The sequence below is a fragment of the Microbacterium sp. genome (genome assembly GCF_031178445.1).
In the GTDB taxonomy this organism is placed as follows: domain Bacteria; phylum Actinomycetota; class Actinomycetes; order Actinomycetales; family Microbacteriaceae; genus Microbacterium.
The window spans coordinates 385730-401529 of record NZ_JAPSIY010000001.1 but is presented as its reverse complement, the minus strand read 5'-3'; the positions used below and the strand labels follow the sequence as shown (position 1 = coordinate 401529).

General features: G+C 68.9%; 18 protein-coding genes and 2 tRNA genes. 5 read left to right on the top strand and 15 right to left on the bottom strand.

Features of this window, described 5'->3' with window-relative positions:
- Positions 1–7 precede the first annotated feature (7 nt).
- Entirely contained in the window at positions 8–793 is a 786-nt protein-coding gene (locus RIN43_RS01920; RefSeq protein ID WP_309127177.1) for a class E sortase, read from the bottom strand.
- 37 nt (positions 794–830) lie between these two features.
- On the opposite strand from RIN43_RS01920, the gene RIN43_RS01915 reads away from it, so the two are divergent.
- Positions 831–1073, top strand: a complete 243-nt coding sequence (locus RIN43_RS01915) for a cell division protein CrgA (protein WP_309127176.1) — start codon at positions 831–833, stop codon at positions 1071–1073.
- A gap of 148 nt (positions 1074–1221) precedes the next feature.
- Here RIN43_RS01915 and RIN43_RS01910 read toward each other — a convergent pair whose 3' ends face one another.
- A complete protein-coding gene (locus RIN43_RS01910; protein WP_309127175.1) occupies positions 1222–2106 on the bottom strand; it encodes a rhomboid family intramembrane serine protease in 885 nt (294 codons plus the stop codon).
- Between the two features lie 59 nt (positions 2107–2165).
- A complete protein-coding gene (locus RIN43_RS01905; RefSeq protein ID WP_309127174.1) occupies positions 2166–2723 on the bottom strand; it encodes a peptidylprolyl isomerase in 558 nt (185 codons plus the stop codon).
- A gap of 137 nt (positions 2724–2860) precedes the next feature.
- Here RIN43_RS01905 and RIN43_RS01900 point away from each other — a divergent pair, with 137 nt between their 5' ends.
- Both RIN43_RS01900 and RIN43_RS01895 read left to right on the top strand, forming a co-directional pair.
- A complete protein-coding gene (locus RIN43_RS01900) occupies positions 2861–3349 on the top strand; it encodes a DNA helicase (RefSeq protein ID WP_309127173.1) in 489 nt (162 codons plus the stop codon).
- 2 nt (positions 3350–3351) lie between these two features.
- The gene (locus tag RIN43_RS01895) at positions 3352–3834 is read left to right on the top strand and encodes a YbaK/EbsC family protein (RefSeq protein WP_309127172.1); all 483 of its coding nucleotides are present in this window, start codon (positions 3352–3354) and stop codon (positions 3832–3834) included.
- 9 nt (positions 3835–3843) lie between these two features.
- On the opposite strand, the gene RIN43_RS01890 is transcribed toward RIN43_RS01895, so the two are convergent.
- Positions 3844–5031, bottom strand: a complete 1188-nt coding sequence (locus RIN43_RS01890) for an amidohydrolase family protein (RefSeq protein ID WP_309127171.1) — start codon at positions 5029–5031, stop codon at positions 3844–3846.
- Between the two features lie 21 nt (positions 5032–5052).
- The gene (locus RIN43_RS01885) at positions 5053–5475 is read right to left on the bottom strand and encodes an NUDIX domain-containing protein (RefSeq protein ID WP_309127170.1); all 423 of its coding nucleotides are present in this window, start codon (positions 5473–5475) and stop codon (positions 5053–5055) included.
- 105 nt (positions 5476–5580) lie between these two features.
- Between RIN43_RS01885 and RIN43_RS01880 the strand changes: the two genes are divergently transcribed.
- The gene (locus RIN43_RS01880) at positions 5581–6033 is read left to right on the top strand and encodes a DUF1801 domain-containing protein (protein ID WP_309127169.1); all 453 of its coding nucleotides are present in this window, start codon (positions 5581–5583) and stop codon (positions 6031–6033) included.
- 26 nt (positions 6034–6059) lie between these two features.
- On the opposite strand, the gene RIN43_RS01875 is transcribed toward RIN43_RS01880, so the two are convergent.
- On the bottom strand, positions 6060–6416 hold the full coding sequence (locus RIN43_RS01875) for a hypothetical protein (protein ID WP_309127168.1): 357 nt from the start codon (positions 6414–6416) through the stop codon (positions 6060–6062).
- A 109-nt stretch (positions 6417–6525) separates the two neighbouring features.
- On the bottom strand, positions 6526–7458 hold the full coding sequence (locus RIN43_RS01870) for an AraC family transcriptional regulator (protein WP_309127167.1): 933 nt from the start codon (positions 7456–7458) through the stop codon (positions 6526–6528).
- Positions 7459–7733: 275 nt separating this feature from the next.
- On the opposite strand from RIN43_RS01870, the gene RIN43_RS01865 reads away from it, so the two are divergent.
- The gene (locus RIN43_RS01865; protein WP_309127166.1) at positions 7734–8807 is read left to right on the top strand and encodes a 3-deoxy-7-phosphoheptulonate synthase; all 1074 of its coding nucleotides are present in this window, start codon (positions 7734–7736) and stop codon (positions 8805–8807) included.
- Positions 8808–8875: 68 nt separating this feature from the next.
- On the opposite strand, the gene RIN43_RS01860 is transcribed toward RIN43_RS01865, so the two are convergent.
- From RIN43_RS01860 to RIN43_RS01825, 8 genes are all read right to left on the bottom strand, one after another.
- Positions 8876–8951: transfer RNA gene (locus RIN43_RS01860), tRNA-Ala, on the bottom strand.
- A 37-nt stretch (positions 8952–8988) separates the two neighbouring features.
- A tRNA-Ile gene (locus RIN43_RS01855) sits at positions 8989–9062 on the bottom strand.
- Between the two features lie 119 nt (positions 9063–9181).
- A complete protein-coding gene (locus tag RIN43_RS01850; RefSeq protein ID WP_309127165.1) occupies positions 9182–9979 on the bottom strand; it encodes a DUF4097 family beta strand repeat-containing protein in 798 nt (265 codons plus the stop codon).
- Positions 9976–10662, bottom strand: coding sequence for a response regulator transcription factor (locus RIN43_RS01845; RefSeq protein WP_309127164.1), 687 nt, complete (start codon positions 10660–10662; stop codon positions 9976–9978). Before RIN43_RS01845 ends, RIN43_RS01850 begins: the two co-directional genes overlap by 4 nt.
- Positions 10650–12098 (bottom strand): sensor histidine kinase, encoded by a 1449-nt coding sequence (locus tag RIN43_RS01840; RefSeq protein WP_309127163.1) that lies wholly within the window; start codon positions 12096–12098, stop codon positions 10650–10652. Before RIN43_RS01840 ends, RIN43_RS01845 begins: the two co-directional genes overlap by 13 nt.
- Before the next feature lie 69 nt (positions 12099–12167).
- A complete protein-coding gene (locus tag RIN43_RS01835) occupies positions 12168–12794 on the bottom strand; it encodes a TetR/AcrR family transcriptional regulator (protein WP_309127162.1) in 627 nt (208 codons plus the stop codon).
- Positions 12787–15252, bottom strand: a complete 2466-nt coding sequence (locus RIN43_RS01830; protein ID WP_309127161.1) for a PEP/pyruvate-binding domain-containing protein — start codon at positions 15250–15252, stop codon at positions 12787–12789. The genes RIN43_RS01835 and RIN43_RS01830 overlap by 8 nt, the downstream gene beginning before the upstream one ends.
- Before the next feature lie 138 nt (positions 15253–15390).
- Positions 15391–15795, bottom strand: a complete 405-nt coding sequence (locus tag RIN43_RS01825) for a DUF3566 domain-containing protein (RefSeq protein WP_309127160.1) — start codon at positions 15793–15795, stop codon at positions 15391–15393.
- Between the last annotated feature and the right edge of the window lie 5 nt (positions 15796–15800).

Here is a 15800-nt window from a genome sequence, read left to right as displayed (position 1 = left end):
GGGGCTCCTAGAGTGAGGGACGTGCGACTTCGATGGGGGCGAGGGAGTCCGGGGGACCCTCGGACCGCGGCTGGAACCCCTCGAACACGCCGTACGCGACAATGCGCTCGGCCAGCGAGTAGAGCGGGGAGCACGCGGTGAGGGTGATGTATCGCTCGGTGGCCTGCATCTCGGGCATCTGCGGCACGTCGAGCAGCACGTCGGCCTGGGTCGGGGTGACGTACTCGAGCGTGCGGAAGCGGTACGTGAACCAGCCCTCGGGGGTCTCGATCACGATCGCGTCGTTCAGCTTGAGCTTGTCGATCTTGTTGAACGGCCTGCCCCACGTGGTGCGATGCCCTGCGAGTGAGAGGTTGCCGATCTCACCGGGCATCTTCGACTGGGTGTAGAGGCCGATGCCGAGCTTGTCGAGCGTGCGCGCACGGCTGGTGCCGCCGGCGATGTTGACGTTGTAGTCGTCGCCGAAGCGGGGGATGAGCATGTTCGCGAAGATCTCGGCGTCGGCGGGATGCTCGAGCACAGGCAAGGTGTACTCGGTGGCGCCGTCCTCGGTGGTCGCAAGCGGCGGCGGTTCGGTCGCCGGTGCCTGAGCCCACTGCTGCGAGAGCTCGGCGCCCTTCTCGTTGTTCTGCGCGCCGATGATGATGTCGCCGATCCACAGCTGCCAGGCCACGAACAGCATCACGACCACCCCGGCTGTGAGCAGCAGCTCGCCGAGCACGCTGGTGACGGTCGCGCGCGACCGCGGCTTCTTCCGTCGCGGCGCACGGCGGATCGCTGTGTCGGCGTGCATGAGGGGAAGTCTATTGTCCCCGGCTACACTGAAGCTCATGGCACGATCTCGCGTACCCGAAGAGCCCGTCGACCGCCCGGAGGGCGTCGACGACGCCGCCCCCAATGCCGTGTGGTTCAAGCCCGTCATGGTCGGCTTCATGCTGCTCGGCCTGGTCTGGATCCTGGTCTACTACATCTCGGGTTCGCAGTACCCGATCCCCGGCATCGACGCATGGAACCTGGCGATCGGGCTGGGCATCGCACTGATCGGATTCCTCATGACCACGCGCTGGCGCTGAACGCCGGCATCCTCTCTCTGAAGGCCTCTCGCTGTTGCGGGGGGCCTTCTTCTGTGGCGGGCGGGTTCTCCACAGAGTTGTCCACAGGGTGGGGAGAATCACACGGATGTTATTCACAGGGGTGGAGAACCCTGTTAACAAGGTGCGATCAGGCCAAAATCAGCGCCGGCGGGACGATGATCGTGATCGCCGTCAACAGCAGCACCAGCGCGACCAGCAGCATGATCTGCAGCGTGCGCTGCTCGCGGCGGCGGGTGCGGGTGTAGATGAACGCCACAGCCGCGCCGACGATCGCGCCGCCGAGGTGCGCCTCCCACGCGATGCCGCCGACGATGAAGCCGAAAACGAAGTTGATGCCGAGCACGACCAGGATGCCGGTGACGTTCGCGCCGATGTGGCGTCCGATGATCAGGAGCGCGGCCATGAGCCCGAACACAGCGCCGGAGGCGCCCACGGTGGCGGCGCCCGGATTGAGCACGGCGACCGCGATCGATCCGCCGATGGCGCTGACCACGTAGAGGGTGAGGAAGCGGATCCGTCCCAGCATGGGCTCGAGGCTCTGGCCGATCATCCAGAGCGCGAACATGTTCAGTGCGAGGTGGATGAAGCCGCCGTGCACCAGCGCGGTCGTCAGCAGACGCCACGGCTCGAACGGGGCGCCCGACAGCTCGGGGTAGAGATACGCGGCTGCGAACCGCAGGGTGAGACCGATGCCGCCGCCGATGTTCGGCACCATCTGCAGCAGGCTGATGATCGATGTGATGAGGATGATCCCGAGCGTGACGATCGGCCGTCCACCGCGGGTGATGGCCATCGTGCCACCGGCCCAGGAACGACGGGCGCGGCGTTGCGCAGTGGTCTCACCCTTACGCTGCGCCTTCATGCATTCGGGGCAGATCACCCCGACGGGCCCCTGTGTCTGGCACTCGGGGCAGATCGTGCGCATGCAGCGCTGGCAGAGCACGAAGCTCTGCCGATCCGGATGGCGGTAGCAGAAGTTGTCGCGATTACTCGTGAACTCAGGTGTCGTCATCCGGATCGGCTCGTGCTCTCTCGGACGCCGCTCAGGCGCCCGTCAGGGGAGTGGGTCGTTCAGGCGGCGACGATATCGACCGACTGCAGCACGACCGGCTCGACGGGACGGTCGCCCGCGGCGGTCGGAACAGCGGAGATGGCGTCGACGACGGCCCTGGACGCGTCATCGGCCACCTCGCCGAAGATGGTGTGCTTGCCCTGCAGCCACGGGGTCGGGTCGGTCGTGATGAAGAACTGCGAGCCGTTGGTGCCCTCGAGCTGGCCCGTGATGGCGTTGCGGCGCAGGCCGGCATTCGCCATCGCGAGGATGTAGGGCTCGTTGAAGTTCAGTTCGGGGTGGATCTCGTCGTTGAAGTTGTAGCCGGGGCCGCCGACACCCTGTCCGAGCGGGTCACCGCCCTGGATCATGAAGTTGGGGATGATGCGGTGGAAGATGACGTCCTTGTAGAGCGGACCCTGGCCCGGCTTGCCGGTGGCGGGATCGGTCCAGTCCTTCGAGCCGTCGGCGAGGCCGACGAAGTTCGCGACAGTGTTCGGGGCGTGGTCGCCGAACAGGTTGATGACGATGTCACCGTGGTTGGTGTGCAGAGTTGCGACGTGGGAAGCGTGAGGCATGCTGACATTCTCGCAGAGCGATACTGCACGGGACGCGTATGTTCGCACACAACGAAAGGCGGCGCCAGGTCACTGCTGCCATCCAGTCTCGTCTGGCAAGATGATCACGATCGGACTCCGACCGACGGGAGAGCAACGTGAATCTCAGCCGCAAGCGCAAGAAGGAACTGCGCAAGCTTCAGAACGATGCCGGACAGCTGTGGGAGGCGCAGCAGGTGATCGTCGGCCACGCCGCCGACATCGCACGCGAGGCCGGTCGCCAGCTCGGCCACTTCAATCGTGAGCAGGTGGTCCCCGTCGTGCAGGACGCCTACAGCAGGCGAGTGGCCCCGACGGTCGACCGCGGCATCAAGATCGGCAAGCACGTCGTCGACGACAAGGTCGTGCCGATCGTGGGCGGCGTCGTCGGCACGGCGCTGTCGGCCTGGGATGTGGCGAACGCGAAGCGTCACGGTCTGGTCCACAAGGCAGCACCCAAGAAGAAGAGCATGGGTCTCGGCTCCGTCGTCGCGATCGTACTCGGCGCCGCTGCGGCGATCGGCGTGATCGCCGCAGCCTGGCAGGCGCTGCGCGCCGACGACGAGCTCTGGGTCGCGGACGACCCGCTGTCGGCGCCGAACGCCTGAACGTGAGCGACCCGCACGAGCGGGTTCGCGCGGCGGCATCCGCTCGCGGTCTCGAGATCGAGATCCGCGAGCGTCCCGTCGCGCGAAGCCTGCACGAGGCTGCGGCGCTGCTCGGCCTCGAACCCTCCGACATCGTCAAGACGCTGGTCGTGAAGCGCTCCGACGACTCCTATCTGTTCGCCCTCGTGCCCGGTGGCCGGTCGATCTCCTGGCCCAAGCTGCGCGCGCTGGTCGGTGCGAACAGGCTGCGCCTGCCGGAGCCCGAGCTGGCGCTGGCCGCGACCGGCTACGAGCGAGGCACGATCGTGCCCATCGGCAGCACCACCGACTGGCCCGTGTACGCCGACGAAACCATCGCCGGTCGGCGCATCGCCATGGGTGCGGGCTCGCACGGCTACAGCCTGTTCGTCGAGGCCGACGACCTGATCCGCGCCTACGGGGCGACGGTGGCCGACATCTCGGAGCCCGAGAAGCCGCGCGGCTGACCCTCGCGCTCAGCGCTGGAAGAGGATACGTCCACCGCCGATCGTCGCCTCGCGAGGGGGAGTGCGCACCAACGCATCCATCGGGTTCTCGGCGTCGATGATAACGATGTCGGCGCGCGAGCCGACGGTCAGGTCGTTGCGCTCGACGCCCGCGAAAGGGGCCGCCCGCGACGTCGCCGACTCCACCACTCGAAGAAGATCCTCATCGCGCACGACGCCCGAACTGCGCGCGTACTGCCAGGCGATGCCCATCAGGTCGCCGGTGCCGTACGGGCTCCACAGGTCGCGGATGCCGTCGGTGCCGAACCCGTAGCGCACGCCCGCCTCTGCGAACTCGTGCGGGTTCAGCTGCGGCATGCGCAGCGGAGCGACCGTGGTCATCGTGATGTCGAGTTCGGCCATCTGCTGCAGCAGATCCCGTCGGCGCTCGGGCTCGACCTGCACGATCGCGAAGCCGTGCGCGATGTTGACCCTGCCCTGCAGTCCTAGTCTGCGCGTGCGATCGATGATCAGCTCGAACTGGAACGCGCCCAACGAGCCACCGTCGTGCAGATGGATGTCGATGCCGCATCCGTGCTCGGCGGCGATCGCGAAGATCGCGTCGATCTGGCCCACGGGGTCTCGGTCGATGCCGGCCGGGTCGAGCCCGCCGATGTGGTCCGCACCGGCCCGGGCGGCCTTCGCGAGCAGCTGGAGCACACCGGGCCGGCGCAGCACGCCGTCCTGCGGGAACGCGACGATCTCGCACGACAGTGCTCCGCCGTAAGCGGCGACGGCCTCGCGCACGATCTCGATGCCACGCAGGCCCAGGCCGAGGTCCACATCGACGTGCGTGCGCACCGCTGTGGTGCCGTGTCTGACGAACTCCCCCAGCACGCGAGACGTCACCTCCAGGCCGGGGATGCCGAGCTCGTCACGGCGTGCGCGCTCATGTCGGATGCGCCCTTCGGTGCCGCCCTCGCCGCCGTACGACTGCCACGGGTGGCCCCACCACGATTTGTCGACGTGCGCATGTGTGTTGACGAGGCCGGGAATGGCGAGCATGCCGCGGCCGTCGACCTCTCCGTCCGCGAGGAGAGCGCCCGAGGCCGGAGCGACCTGCGCGATCGTGTCACCGTCGATGACGATGTCGCTGAGCGCTCCGCCCCACGGGCGGACGTTGCGGACGGAGGTCACGGGGGAGAGGATTTCGGCCATCTCTCCATCCTGGCCCGACCGTCAGATGATTCCTGCCATCCGCAGGGCGATGTCGACGAGCTTGACCCGATGCAGGTCGGCGATCTCGGCGAGACTGAACCAGCCGGCCATATCGGTCGAGCCGTTCTGCTCGAAGCGCAGAGTGCCGCCGGTGATGCGCGCGCGATACACGATGCGCAGCGTGTGTAACGGCACGCCGGCCTTGCGCACCCGCTGCGAGCCGGGGATGACCCGGGAGTGGATGCCGAGCAACTCCGTCGTCTCGATGCGGAATCCGGTCTCCTCGCGCAGCTCTCGCCGCACCGTCTGCTCAGGATCCTCTCCGGACTCGAGACCGCCGCCGGGCATGGTCCAGGCGACGCGCCTGCCCTCGGTCCACCGCGCCAGCAGGACCCGGCCGTCGTCATCGGTGACGACCGCGTAGGCGGCGACGCGGAGATCCATGCGTCCACAGTAGTGTGCGCCCGCTTGCCGGCATCCGGTCAGGAATCGAGAAGCGCACCGGCGGCGACCGCTCGTACTGTGATCACAGACAAGAAGGAGGCCGACATGGCGAAGGCAGGAGAGACCGCGAACTTCACGGCTGAAGAGCGTGAGGCGATGAAGGCGGCGGCGAGCGAGAAGCGCACGGCGCGCTCGCGTGCGAAGAAGGATCCCGAGACGGTGCGCCGGGAAGGTGAGGCCGAACTGCTCGGCAAGCTCGCCGAGCTCTCTGGTGACGACCGCGAGATCGGAGAGGCGCTGCACAAGCTGGTCACCGAGAACGCCCCGCACCTCATCCCGCGCACGTACTACGGCATGCCGGCATGGGGTAAGGACGGCAAGGTCCTGTGCTTCTTCCAGCCCGCGTCGAAGTTCAAGGTTCGCTACGCGACGTTCGGCTTCGAGACGATCTCGAACCTCAATGACGGCAACGTCTGGCCGACGTCGTTCGCGGTGACGAAGCTCGGCGAGAAGGACCTCGCCTTCCTCGCGGAGCTGGTGCGCAGAGCCGCGTCCTGACGTCTCGTCGAGGACCGCTCCGGCTCTCAGGCCGCCCGGACCCCGCCGGGTGGGGTGTCGTCATTCTCGCCGTCCTCGGAGGGATCGATGTGCTCCTCCGTGAGCAGGATGCCGCCGCTGGTGTTCGCGGAGGTGGAGAGTTCTGCGAGCCACTGCTGGCTGAGCGTGGGCGCCACCGGCTCCTCGAACACGAACCGGAGCGGGATCGAGGGGTGCAGCCACAGCGTGGAGCGCCCGGAATCCTCACCCTCGGGGTGCCGCCACGACAGCGTGAAGCTCTCGTTGCGGCGCAGCTTGGTCGCGATCACGACCTTGAGGTGGGCGAGCGTACGGTCGTCGATCGTGATCGCGTCCGTGGCGTCGCCGTAGAAGAGGGATCCCATACTGCTAGACCGTAGGCCATACCGGCCGTTTCCGCCGCCCCCGGGACTCGCGACGATACAAAGGGCGCAACGAATGTGCGCCCGGTGCACGGGCTCGCCGGGCGGATGGTCAGTCGCGTTCGAGGGTCTCGCGCGGACTGCGGCCGTAGGTCTGCCGATACAGATCGCCGAAGCGCGAGGTGTTGCCGAAGCCCCACCGGCGCGCGATCTCGGCGACGGTGACGTCGGACTTCGAGTTCTTCAGGTCTCGGTGAGCCCCATCGAGTCGTACTCGGCGCAGATACGCGGCCGGCGTGGTGTCGAGTCCACGACGGAAGGCGTACTGCAGCCCCCGCGTCGACATGTGCACTGCCCGCGCCACGTCGTCGACGGTGATCGCCGTGTGCGCGTTCTCGTCGATGTACGAGACTGCGCGACGCATCGTGGACGCGCCGGCGGTGTGCGGGTCCTTGGCCGCGGCGTCGAGGAAGGTCGAGTGGAACGAGCTCAGTGTGGTGACCAGGGCGTGGCGCATGAGGCTGGCCTCGAGCAGCGGGTCGTCCTCGAGGTGGCCGACCGCGTTGAGCATGTACTCGAACGAGCGGTTCCAGTGCCGGCCCGCGATCGGGGTCCGCGGAGACGCGCCCGTGAGGCGAAGTGTGAGCAGTTCGTCCCCGGTGATCGTGCGCGCCAGCTCCTGTGCGTGCGCACGATCGAAGAGGAGCGCCGTGACGTCGGCGGTCACGTCCCAGTGGGCTTCCACCTGCGCTCCGTCGGTGGCCCAGGGCAGGGAGACATCGAGCTCCGATCGCCCGCACCGCACCCATCCCTCCGGCGTGGCGACCCGGCAGGCGAGCAGCTGCCCCTCCGGCTGCACCGCCGAGTACACCGCGGCGGTGAGCGTGTAGCGGATGATCGTCATGCCGCTGATCCCCACCGAGAGCCAGTGGAAGGCGAAGCGCTCGGGATCGATGCGCTGCAGTCGAGCCGAGGGGACGTGCTTCCGCCAGATCTGCTCGACGTCGGCGGCGTCGCGCGATTCCACCCGGATGACGTCAGCCACGCGCACCTCCGGATGAATCGGGCCGGCCGGCCGCCTCTCCCCAGCGTAATCCGGATTCCGCAGCGGGGGGCGTCATGCCGCGCACGACGTGGGGAGCATGCGCTATGGTCGAGTGCATGACCCGTTGGTATGCGTATTTCGAGTCGGCTCTGGAGGGGCCGGCGCCGGAGTAGCGCGCACCGACACCTTCAGAGCCGACAGGGCAGAGCATCCGCTCTGCCCTTCGCCGTTTCGGCGGGCTCTGCACGGGGTCCGCCCGTATCAGGACAGGACCCATGCACATCACCGCCGCAGAGTCGACCGCTGACCTTCATGTCGCCGCCTTCACCAGCATCCCCTCACCGGCCGACGTCATCGAGGAGCTCCCGCTCGGTGAGGAGCGCGCCCGCCTTATCGCGCGCACGCGTGATGAGGTCAGGGCGATCATGGCGGGCGAGGACGACCGGCTGCTCGTCATCACGGGACCCTGCTCGATCCACGACCCGGCTGCCGGGCTCGAGTACGCGGGCCGTCTCGTTCGCGCCGCCGAACGTCACCGTGACGAGCTGCTCATCGTCATGCGGGCCTACTTCGAGAAGCCCCGCACGACCGTGGGCTGGAAGGGCCTGATCAACGATCCCCACCTCGACGGCAGTCACGACATCGGTGCGGGCCTCAGGATGGCGCGCACCTTCCTTCGGGACGTGACCGCTCTCGGGATGCCGTGCGGTACCGAGTTCCTCGAGCCGATCAGCCCGCAGTACACCGCCGATCTCGTCACCTGGGGAGCCATCGGGGCACGGACGACCGAGAGCCAGATCCACCGCCAGCTGGCGAGCGGCCTTTCCATGCCGATCGGGTTCAAGAACGGCACCGACGGCGGGCTGCAGGTCGCGCTTGATGCCGCCGCGGCCGCCTCGGCTCCGCAGGCGTTCCTGGGGATCGACGCCGACGGCCGAGCGAGCTTGGTGACCACGACCGGCAATCCCGACACATCGGTGATCCTGCGCGGCGGAGCCGACGGCCCGAACTACGACGCCGAGCACGTCCGGCGCGCGTCCGCCCGACTCAGCGCGGCCGGTCTCACGCCGCGCGTGATCGTCGACGCGAGCCACGCGAACAGCGGTAAGGACCACGTGCGCCAGGCCGAGGTCGCCGCCGAGCTGGCCGCGCAGGTCGCTGCGGACGGGTCGGCGATCGCGGGGGTGATGCTGGAGAGCAACATCGTCGCCGGTGCGCAGAAGCTCGACGTGGCTCAGGGTCCGGCCGGGCTGGTGCGAGGACAGAGCGTCACGGATGCGTGCATGTCATGGGAGGCGACGACGGACGTGCTCGAACAGCTGGCCGCGGCTGTGCGCTCGCGGAGCTGACGAGCCGCCGAGAACGCGAGGGAAGAACAGCGGAAGGGCCCGGGTATGAACCCGGGCCCTTCCGATTCTGGTGGAGCCTAGGAGATTCGAACTCCTGACATCTTGCTTGCAAAGCAAGCGCTCTACCAACTGAGCTAAGGCCCCGCACGGTGCGGACACCGCGGGATTTCCGCGAACGGAGTGGGGCTACCAGGACTTGAACCTGGGACCTCTTCATTATCAGTGAAGCGCTCTAACCGCCTGAGCTATAGCCCCGTCAACCTCCAAGACTTTACCCGATCCGATGGGCGAAAAGCGAATCGAGCGCGGCGCGAGTTCAGCGCCGGTCCAGGCCGGTGAGGGGTTCCCGCGTGCGGGAACCCCTCACCTCCTCGTCATCCCTCGTGCAGGTTCACGGTGCCTGCCGACACGGACGCCGTAATGGTGTGGCGGCTGCCCGGCTCTTCGGAGAGATCGCTGTTGAGCGAGCCCGCCGAGACGTTGCGACGCAGGTCGTAGCCGCCTTCGGGCAGGGTGAGCGTCAGCGCGCCCGCCGAGACCTCGATCGCCACATCCGGGGCGTCGCCCGTCAGCTCCGAGACGACCCGGCCCGCCGACACCTGGTACGACGCCTCGGTCACGCCGGACAAGTTGATGTCGGCACGCCCCGCGTTCAACTCCGCATCCAGCGAGCGGGCGGAGCCGTCGAGCGAGAGGGAACCGGCGCTCATGTCCACGCTGAGCTCTCCGAACTCGCCGTCGACCTGAAGGGAGCCGGCGTCCAGGCTGAGGTCGGCGTCCAGTCCGGCCGCGGACTGGGGCAGGAGCAGGGTGACCCGCTGCTCGTCCGGTCGCAGCCAGTCGGGGTTCCACCAGTCGAAGCCACGTTTCGGGCCGCGCACCTCGAGCTCGCCTTCGTCGCGGTTCAGCGACCACCCCCGCAAGGAACCACCTTCCACGCGCAGCTCGGCCTGATCGCCGTCGTGGAACTCGACCGTCACCTCCGCGCCGCGCACCTCGAGGTCCATCTCGGTGATGCCGCTGCCGTCGACCTCGGTCGAACCGGACTGGGGACCGATCGAGTACAGCCCCGTGCTCGCCGCGGCCGCACCGGTGCCCAGCAGCACCAGGCCACCCACCGCCGCGACCGCGATCGTCGTCGCCGTGATGCTCTTCTTCGTCGTGCCGTTCATCGCACGCCTCCCTGGTTGTCTCGTGCGTCTCCGGCCGCGCCGGAGTTCTCGATGTGCGCGAGTGCTGCGAGCACCCGTCGGTTGCCGTCTTCGGGCTCGAGGCCGAGCTTCTGGAAGATGGCCGTGATGTGCTTCTCGACGCTGGCCTCGCTGAGGAACAGCAGCGAGGCGATCGAGCTGTTGGATTTGCCCTCCGCGATCAGCGCGAGAACGGTGCGCTCGCGCTCGGTGAGACGGAGCATCCGCTCGTCGCGGTTGCGCCGAGTGAGCAGCTGGGCGACCACCTCGGGGTCGAGCACCGTGGCACCGGCTGCGATGCGCTCGACCGACTCCACGAACTCAGCCACATCGGCCACCCGGTCCTTCAGCAGATAGCCGAGCGCGCCGCCCTGCGCCGCGATCAGATCGCTCGCATAACGCTCCTCGACGTACTGCGACAGCACGAGCAGCGGAAGCGACGGGTGCGATGCCCGCAATCCCAACGCGGACCGGATGCCCTCATCGGTGAACGTCGGCGGCAGACGGACATCGAGGATGCACAGCTCGGGTGCCTCGGCGTCCACGGCCTCGCTGAGTTCGTCGGTGTCGGGGAGGGCGGCGACCACCTGATGCCCGGCATCCTCGAGCAGACGCACCAGGCCCTCGCGCAGAAGCACGGAGTCCTCGCAGATCAGGATGCGCATGGCACCAACACCTCCAGGCTGGTCGGCCCTCCGGCCGGGCTGTCGAGACGGAACGTGCCGCCGGCCGCCAGCACCCGATTGGTGATGCCGTCGAGGCCACCGCCGGGCTGCACCTGCGCACCGCCCATGCCGTTGTCCTCGACCCGCGCCCACAGGGCGCCGTCACGAGTGCGCACGACGACGCGGCATTCGCTCGCCCTGGAATGCTTGGCGGCGTTGGTCAGCGACTCCGCGATGGCGAAGTACACCGCGGCCTCCGTATCCCGGCACCGGGCGTTCGCGCCGGTCGTCGCGGAATCGATGCGCACGTCGAGGTGCACGGGGATGTGCGAGCGTCCGGCGAGCGCCGAAAGCGCAGCGTCGAGTCCGCGATCGTCGAGAACCGAAGTGTGGATGCCGCGGGCGAGCTGACGCAGCTCAGTGATCGCCGCCTTCGTCGAGGTGTGCGCCTCGCCGATCAGCGCCTTGGCCGTGGCGGGGTCGGTGTCGATCTTCTGCTGTGCGAGGCCGAGGGTCATGCCGACCGAGACCAGTCGCGGCTGAACGCCGTCGTGGAGGTCGCGCTCGATTCGGGTGCGCTCCAGATCGGCGGCGCGCACCGCGCCGGCACGCTGAGCGGAGGTCGTTCGCACCTGGGCGCTCAGCTCGGCCTCGCGGCTCGGCACCACGAGGGTGCGGCTGAGCAGCCGGTGCAGCAGGGCGAGTCCCACCATGCCGGCCGCCGCGGCGAGCACGCCGAGGATGCCGAGGACAGGAGCCCAGCCGACGGCGATGACATTGCCGAACGGGCCGTCGACTTCGCCCTCGCCACCGAGCGGGGCGAACGCGAACACGGCCGACCAGATCATGCCCCAGAACAGGCGCAGCACGAGGGCTCCCGCGATGCAGGCGAGGATGAAGTTCACCAGCGCGCGCCACATGCGGCCGTCGACCGACTGCCTGGCCACACCGGCGAGCCACCCTCCGAAGCCCGGCTTGCGCGGACGCCACCGCAGATCGGAGAGGTCGTCGCCGTACAGTCCCGCCACTCGGCGCACCTCGAACCAGGCGACACCGAACAGGCCGTAGACGAGGCCGAGCAGCACGAACAGGCCGACCCCGAAGACGAAGAGCAGGGCGAGTCCGGCACCCAGCACCGCCGTGAGGATGCCGAACACGGCAGCCCCCAGCGCGCCCAGCGCGGCGAGCTGCAGGATGGTCAGCACGATGCGCAGCGGACGCTTCGGCGCATCGGCGGTGTGCGCGGACGCGGCGTGCGGGGATGGCGCGAGAGGCGCGGGCGGGGCGGGTGCCGGCGGCGCGGGCGGCGGCGTGATGCCGGATGCCGGTGCCGTCGCCCCGGTGGGCGCCGGGGGCACCGCCGCGGTCGCGACGGCATCCGACGGCGTGGTCGGTGTGCCGTCCGCGGGAAGCGGGGATGTCGGATTCGTGGTCATGGCTCAACGCTACGGCCGGCCGCGGGTGCGCGACACGGGGGGATCCGGACAGCTCTGTTCCGGTTTTCCCTACCGGTCGCGCGCGTTCGCCCCACGTCCGGCCTCCGCCGGAGTGTCGAAGAGCGGCAGCAGCACGGTGTCGACGATCTCGGTGACATCGTCGGCAGTCACGTTGCGGAACAGGAAGCGGTCGCGCAGCAGGGCCTGCCCCACATCGAGGCGGGTATCGGTGACGGAGGCGGCTTCGACCTCACCGCGCGCCACCGCCCGACCAACGATCTCGGCCATCAGCCGCCGGCCCGTTCCCAGTGACAGCGACGAGATCTCGGCAGCGCGGCCGCGGTCGGCGAGCGCCTCGGAGAGAACGGCGCGCAGCGCATCGCCGAGCGGCCCGTTCAGCAGCCGGACGGTCTGGCTGAGCAGCTGGTGCAGATCCTCGCGGAGGTTCCCTGTGTCGGGCAGCCCCTCGGCATCGCGCATCAGATGGTAGACGGTGTCGCGCACGAGCTCTGCCCGGGAGTTCCATCGGCGGTACAGCGAGGCCTTGCCTGCGCCGGCCCGCTCCGCAACGCCTTCCATGGTCATCCCCGCGTAGCCGTGCTCGCCGAGCTCGGCCAGCACCGCGTCATGGATGGCGTCGATCAGCGCCCTGCCGCGACGGCGGGCGCGCGGTGCGGCATCCGGGGAATCAGGCACGCGTCACCCTGCCGGTCGATCCGTCGACCGTCACCGCGTCGCCGTCCGAGAGCACCCTCGTGCCGTCACCGGTGCCCATGATCGCCGGAAGGCCGTACTCGCGTGCGACGATCGCGGCATGCGATGCCATGGATCCGGTGTCGACAACCACCGCCACCGCCCTCAGGAACAGCGGGGTCCACGCGGGGTTCGTATACGGGCAGACCAGCACATCGCCCGGCTGCAGTCGGTGGAAGTCAGCCACCTCCCGGATCACCCGCACCGGGCCGCTGGCCACGCCCGCGCCCGCGGGTGTTCCGGTGACGACCGCATCACCGTCGCGCCGGTCGCGATACACGCCGCGAACGTCCACGACGGGCAGCGCCGCGAGTTCTGCCCTGCGCGCCGCACGGGCGATCACCCGGCCACGCAGATTCGCGACGGCCTGCTCGGTCAGCTGCGCGACCTCGTCGATGGCGACGATCTCCTCCCAGCGCAGGTGGAAGACGTCGAAGGGCTCGTCGATCGCTCCGGTCAGCTGCAGGCGACGTCCGATTTCGAGCAGCGAGCGGCGCAGCGCGGGAAGGGAAGCGGTGAAGTAGAAGTGGCTGTCCTCGCGGCACGCGACTCCCGCCTGTGCTGCGCGTACCCATCTCGAGACCGCCGCGCGGGCCCGGCCCGCGTGCAGCAGACGGTGCTCGAGCAACCGTGCGAGGGCGTCCTCCGAGCGTCTGTCGCCCTGTGGCGGGCTGTCGACGAATCCACTCACCATCCCGAGGATCACGTCCGGTGACTCTGCGAGCGTGGGCGGACTCACCAGGAGCGGAGACACGGTCTCCTTGCGACCGTATTCGCGGCGGAACCGATCCAGCGCCGTGTCGAAATCCGGAAAGCGGCCCGTGTCGAGTTCGGCGAGCACGTCCGTCGGGGTCGCCTCCGCGAACACCGCGCGCAGGGCGGCGTCCTCTCGCACGATGCCGGCCAGGCGCACCAGCTCACGCTCGGCCGCGGCCGTGCGGGTCGGCGCACCGCCGAGGAGTTCGGTGAGCAGCCGGCGCCGGCCGAGCAGCGTGACCACCATGATGAGGCGGACGATGGCGATCGCCGCGCCGGGAAGGTAGTCGATCCGCAGGTCACGGCTGATGTCGATCAGACGCAGCGCCCTCTCGGGCACCTGCAGCAGCTCCCGCCACTCGAGCGAGCTCAGGGAGAGCTCGTCGAGCTCGTCGGCGCGGGCGAGAAGCGTCGCCAGGCGCGGATCCTCCTGCCACCTCTCGGGGCGGAAGCGCCGCGTCTTCCTGATCAGCCTGATGGGTGCGAGCAGGATGCCCGGCCCCGGATGCGGGTTGGGAGGCACGAAGCGCGTGACGACGCCGTCCTCCTCGAGAAGGAAGTCGGTGAACGCGCCGCGCAGCCCGTAGTACTGCGTGATCTGACGCATCATCTCCGCCGGACCGCGACCGAGCCAGGTGGTCACGTCCAGAGGATAGGGGCGCACCGGCAGGTACTCGCTGAAGATCATGCTCTGCACGCGCTGTCGGCGATTCAGCTTCATGGGCTCAGGCGGCAGTGCGGTCATGGGCCTGGCCTGCAGGATGAAGACCTCACCGTCGGCCACCGCCCACTCCATGTCCTGCGGACGACCGAAGTGCGCCGCAGCCGCCCGGGCGTGCATGGCGAGCGTCCCGAGCTGCCCGGCACGAAGCAGCCTGCTCCCGGTGGGACGCGGTACGTCGTTGTGGACACCGCCGCCGGCGGACGACCTGATGGCGACATCGGCTCGGCCTGGCGACCATCGCAGCAGCGCCCCGTCCTGGTCGAGCTCGTAGTGCTCGGTGTCGACCAAGCCCGACACGACGGCCTCACCGAGCCCTGCGGCCGCATCCACGAGGATCCGGTCCCTTGCGCCGCTGACAGGGTCGGCGGTGAACATCACCCCGGCCACGTCGGCGTCAATGAGCACCTGGACCACAACGGCGATCCGCACCCCGACCGGGTCGATACGGCGCTCCCTCCGGTACGACACGGCGCGATCGGTCCACAGCGAACCCCAGCAGCGGCGCACAGCGTCGAGCACGGCGTCCGCGCCGATCACGTTCAGGTAGGTGTCCTGCTGACCGGCGAAGGCCGCGCCCGGCAGGTCCTCGGCGGTCGCGCTGGAGCGCACCGCGACAGGCACGTCCTCGCCGAGCCGCGCGTAGGCGTCGGTGACGGCTGCACGCAGCTCGTCGGGGATCGGTGCCTGCTCGAGGATGCCGCGCAGTTCGGCGGGCTCGGCGGTGTCGATCCGTTCCGGAAGGCCGGCCGCGTCCGCGGCCTCGGCGTAGGCGTCGGTCGTGACGACGAACCCGTCGGGCACCGGCAGACCGGCGCGCAGCAGCTCGCCGAGGTTCGCGCCCTTTCCGCCCGCTATGTCCAGATCACCCTTGCCCAGCTCCTTGATCCCGACGACGGCGAGACCACTCGCGATGCTGCCCATGACGCCTCCATAAGAAACGCTCCGTTCCTTATGCTACGCCGAGTTTGTCGCCGTGCAAGAGAAAGGCGGATGCCGCGAAGCGGAGGGCCCCACTCTGCGAACGAAGGGAACATCCCCACGCCCGCCCCAGAACGAGAATCAGTTCGACATGAAGCCGACGAGCAGCCCGCCGGTCACCTTCACCGCCAGGTTGTAGATCCCCGCGACCACTGCCCCGAGCACGGTGAAGACGATGAGGTTCAGGATCGAGACCACTGCGCCGAACGCCATCACCTGCGGCAGCCCGATGAGGCTCTGCAGGTTGATCGCACCGTCGGTGATCGTGTCGAGGAAGTCACTCGCCTGCGCGAGCACCTGGGTCGCCTGCAGCACCATGAAGATGAGGAAGAACGAGACCATGGTCACGATCGCCAGGGCCACCGCGCCGAGGAACGACAGCTTCACCGCCGACCAGAAGTCGACGTAGACCAGACGCAGGCGAACCTGCTTGCCGCCGGTCTTGCGCGTGGACTTCCTGGCCAGCTTGTCGGCTACTGTGCTCATGCGTC

Coding starts and splice junctions, on each gene's coding strand:
- RIN43_RS01920 (WP_309127177.1), bottom strand. CDS start 793: ATGCACGCCGACACAGCGATCCGCCGTGCGCCGCGACGGAAGAAGCCG.
- RIN43_RS01915 (WP_309127176.1), top strand. CDS start 831: ATGGCACGATCTCGCGTACCCGAAGAGCCCGTCGACCGCCCGGAGGGC.
- RIN43_RS01910 (WP_309127175.1), bottom strand. CDS start 2,106: ATGACGACACCTGAGTTCACGAGTAATCGCGACAACTTCTGCTACCGC.
- RIN43_RS01905 (WP_309127174.1), bottom strand. CDS start 2,723: ATGCCTCACGCTTCCCACGTCGCAACTCTGCACACCAACCACGGTGAC.
- RIN43_RS01890 (WP_309127171.1), bottom strand. CDS start 5,031: ATGGCCGAAATCCTCTCCCCCGTGACCTCCGTCCGCAACGTCCGCCCG.
- RIN43_RS01885 (WP_309127170.1), bottom strand. CDS start 5,475: ATGGATCTCCGCGTCGCCGCCTACGCGGTCGTCACCGATGACGACGGC.
- RIN43_RS01880 (WP_309127169.1), top strand. CDS start 5,581: ATGGCGAAGGCAGGAGAGACCGCGAACTTCACGGCTGAAGAGCGTGAG.
- RIN43_RS01875 (WP_309127168.1), bottom strand. CDS start 6,416: ATGGGATCCCTCTTCTACGGCGACGCCACGGACGCGATCACGATCGAC.
- RIN43_RS01865 (WP_309127166.1), top strand. CDS start 7,734: ATGCACATCACCGCCGCAGAGTCGACCGCTGACCTTCATGTCGCCGCC.
- RIN43_RS01850 (WP_309127165.1), bottom strand. CDS start 9,979: ATGAACGGCACGACGAAGAAGAGCATCACGGCGACGACGATCGCGGTC.
- RIN43_RS01845 (WP_309127164.1), bottom strand. CDS start 10,662: ATGCGCATCCTGATCTGCGAGGACTCCGTGCTTCTGCGCGAGGGCCTG.
- RIN43_RS01840 (WP_309127163.1), bottom strand. CDS start 12,098: ATGACCACGAATCCGACATCCCCGCTTCCCGCGGACGGCACACCGACC.
- RIN43_RS01830 (WP_309127161.1), bottom strand. CDS start 15,252: ATGGGCAGCATCGCGAGTGGTCTCGCCGTCGTCGGGATCAAGGAGCTG.
- RIN43_RS01825 (WP_309127160.1), bottom strand. CDS start 15,795: ATGAGCACAGTAGCCGACAAGCTGGCCAGGAAGTCCACGCGCAAGACC.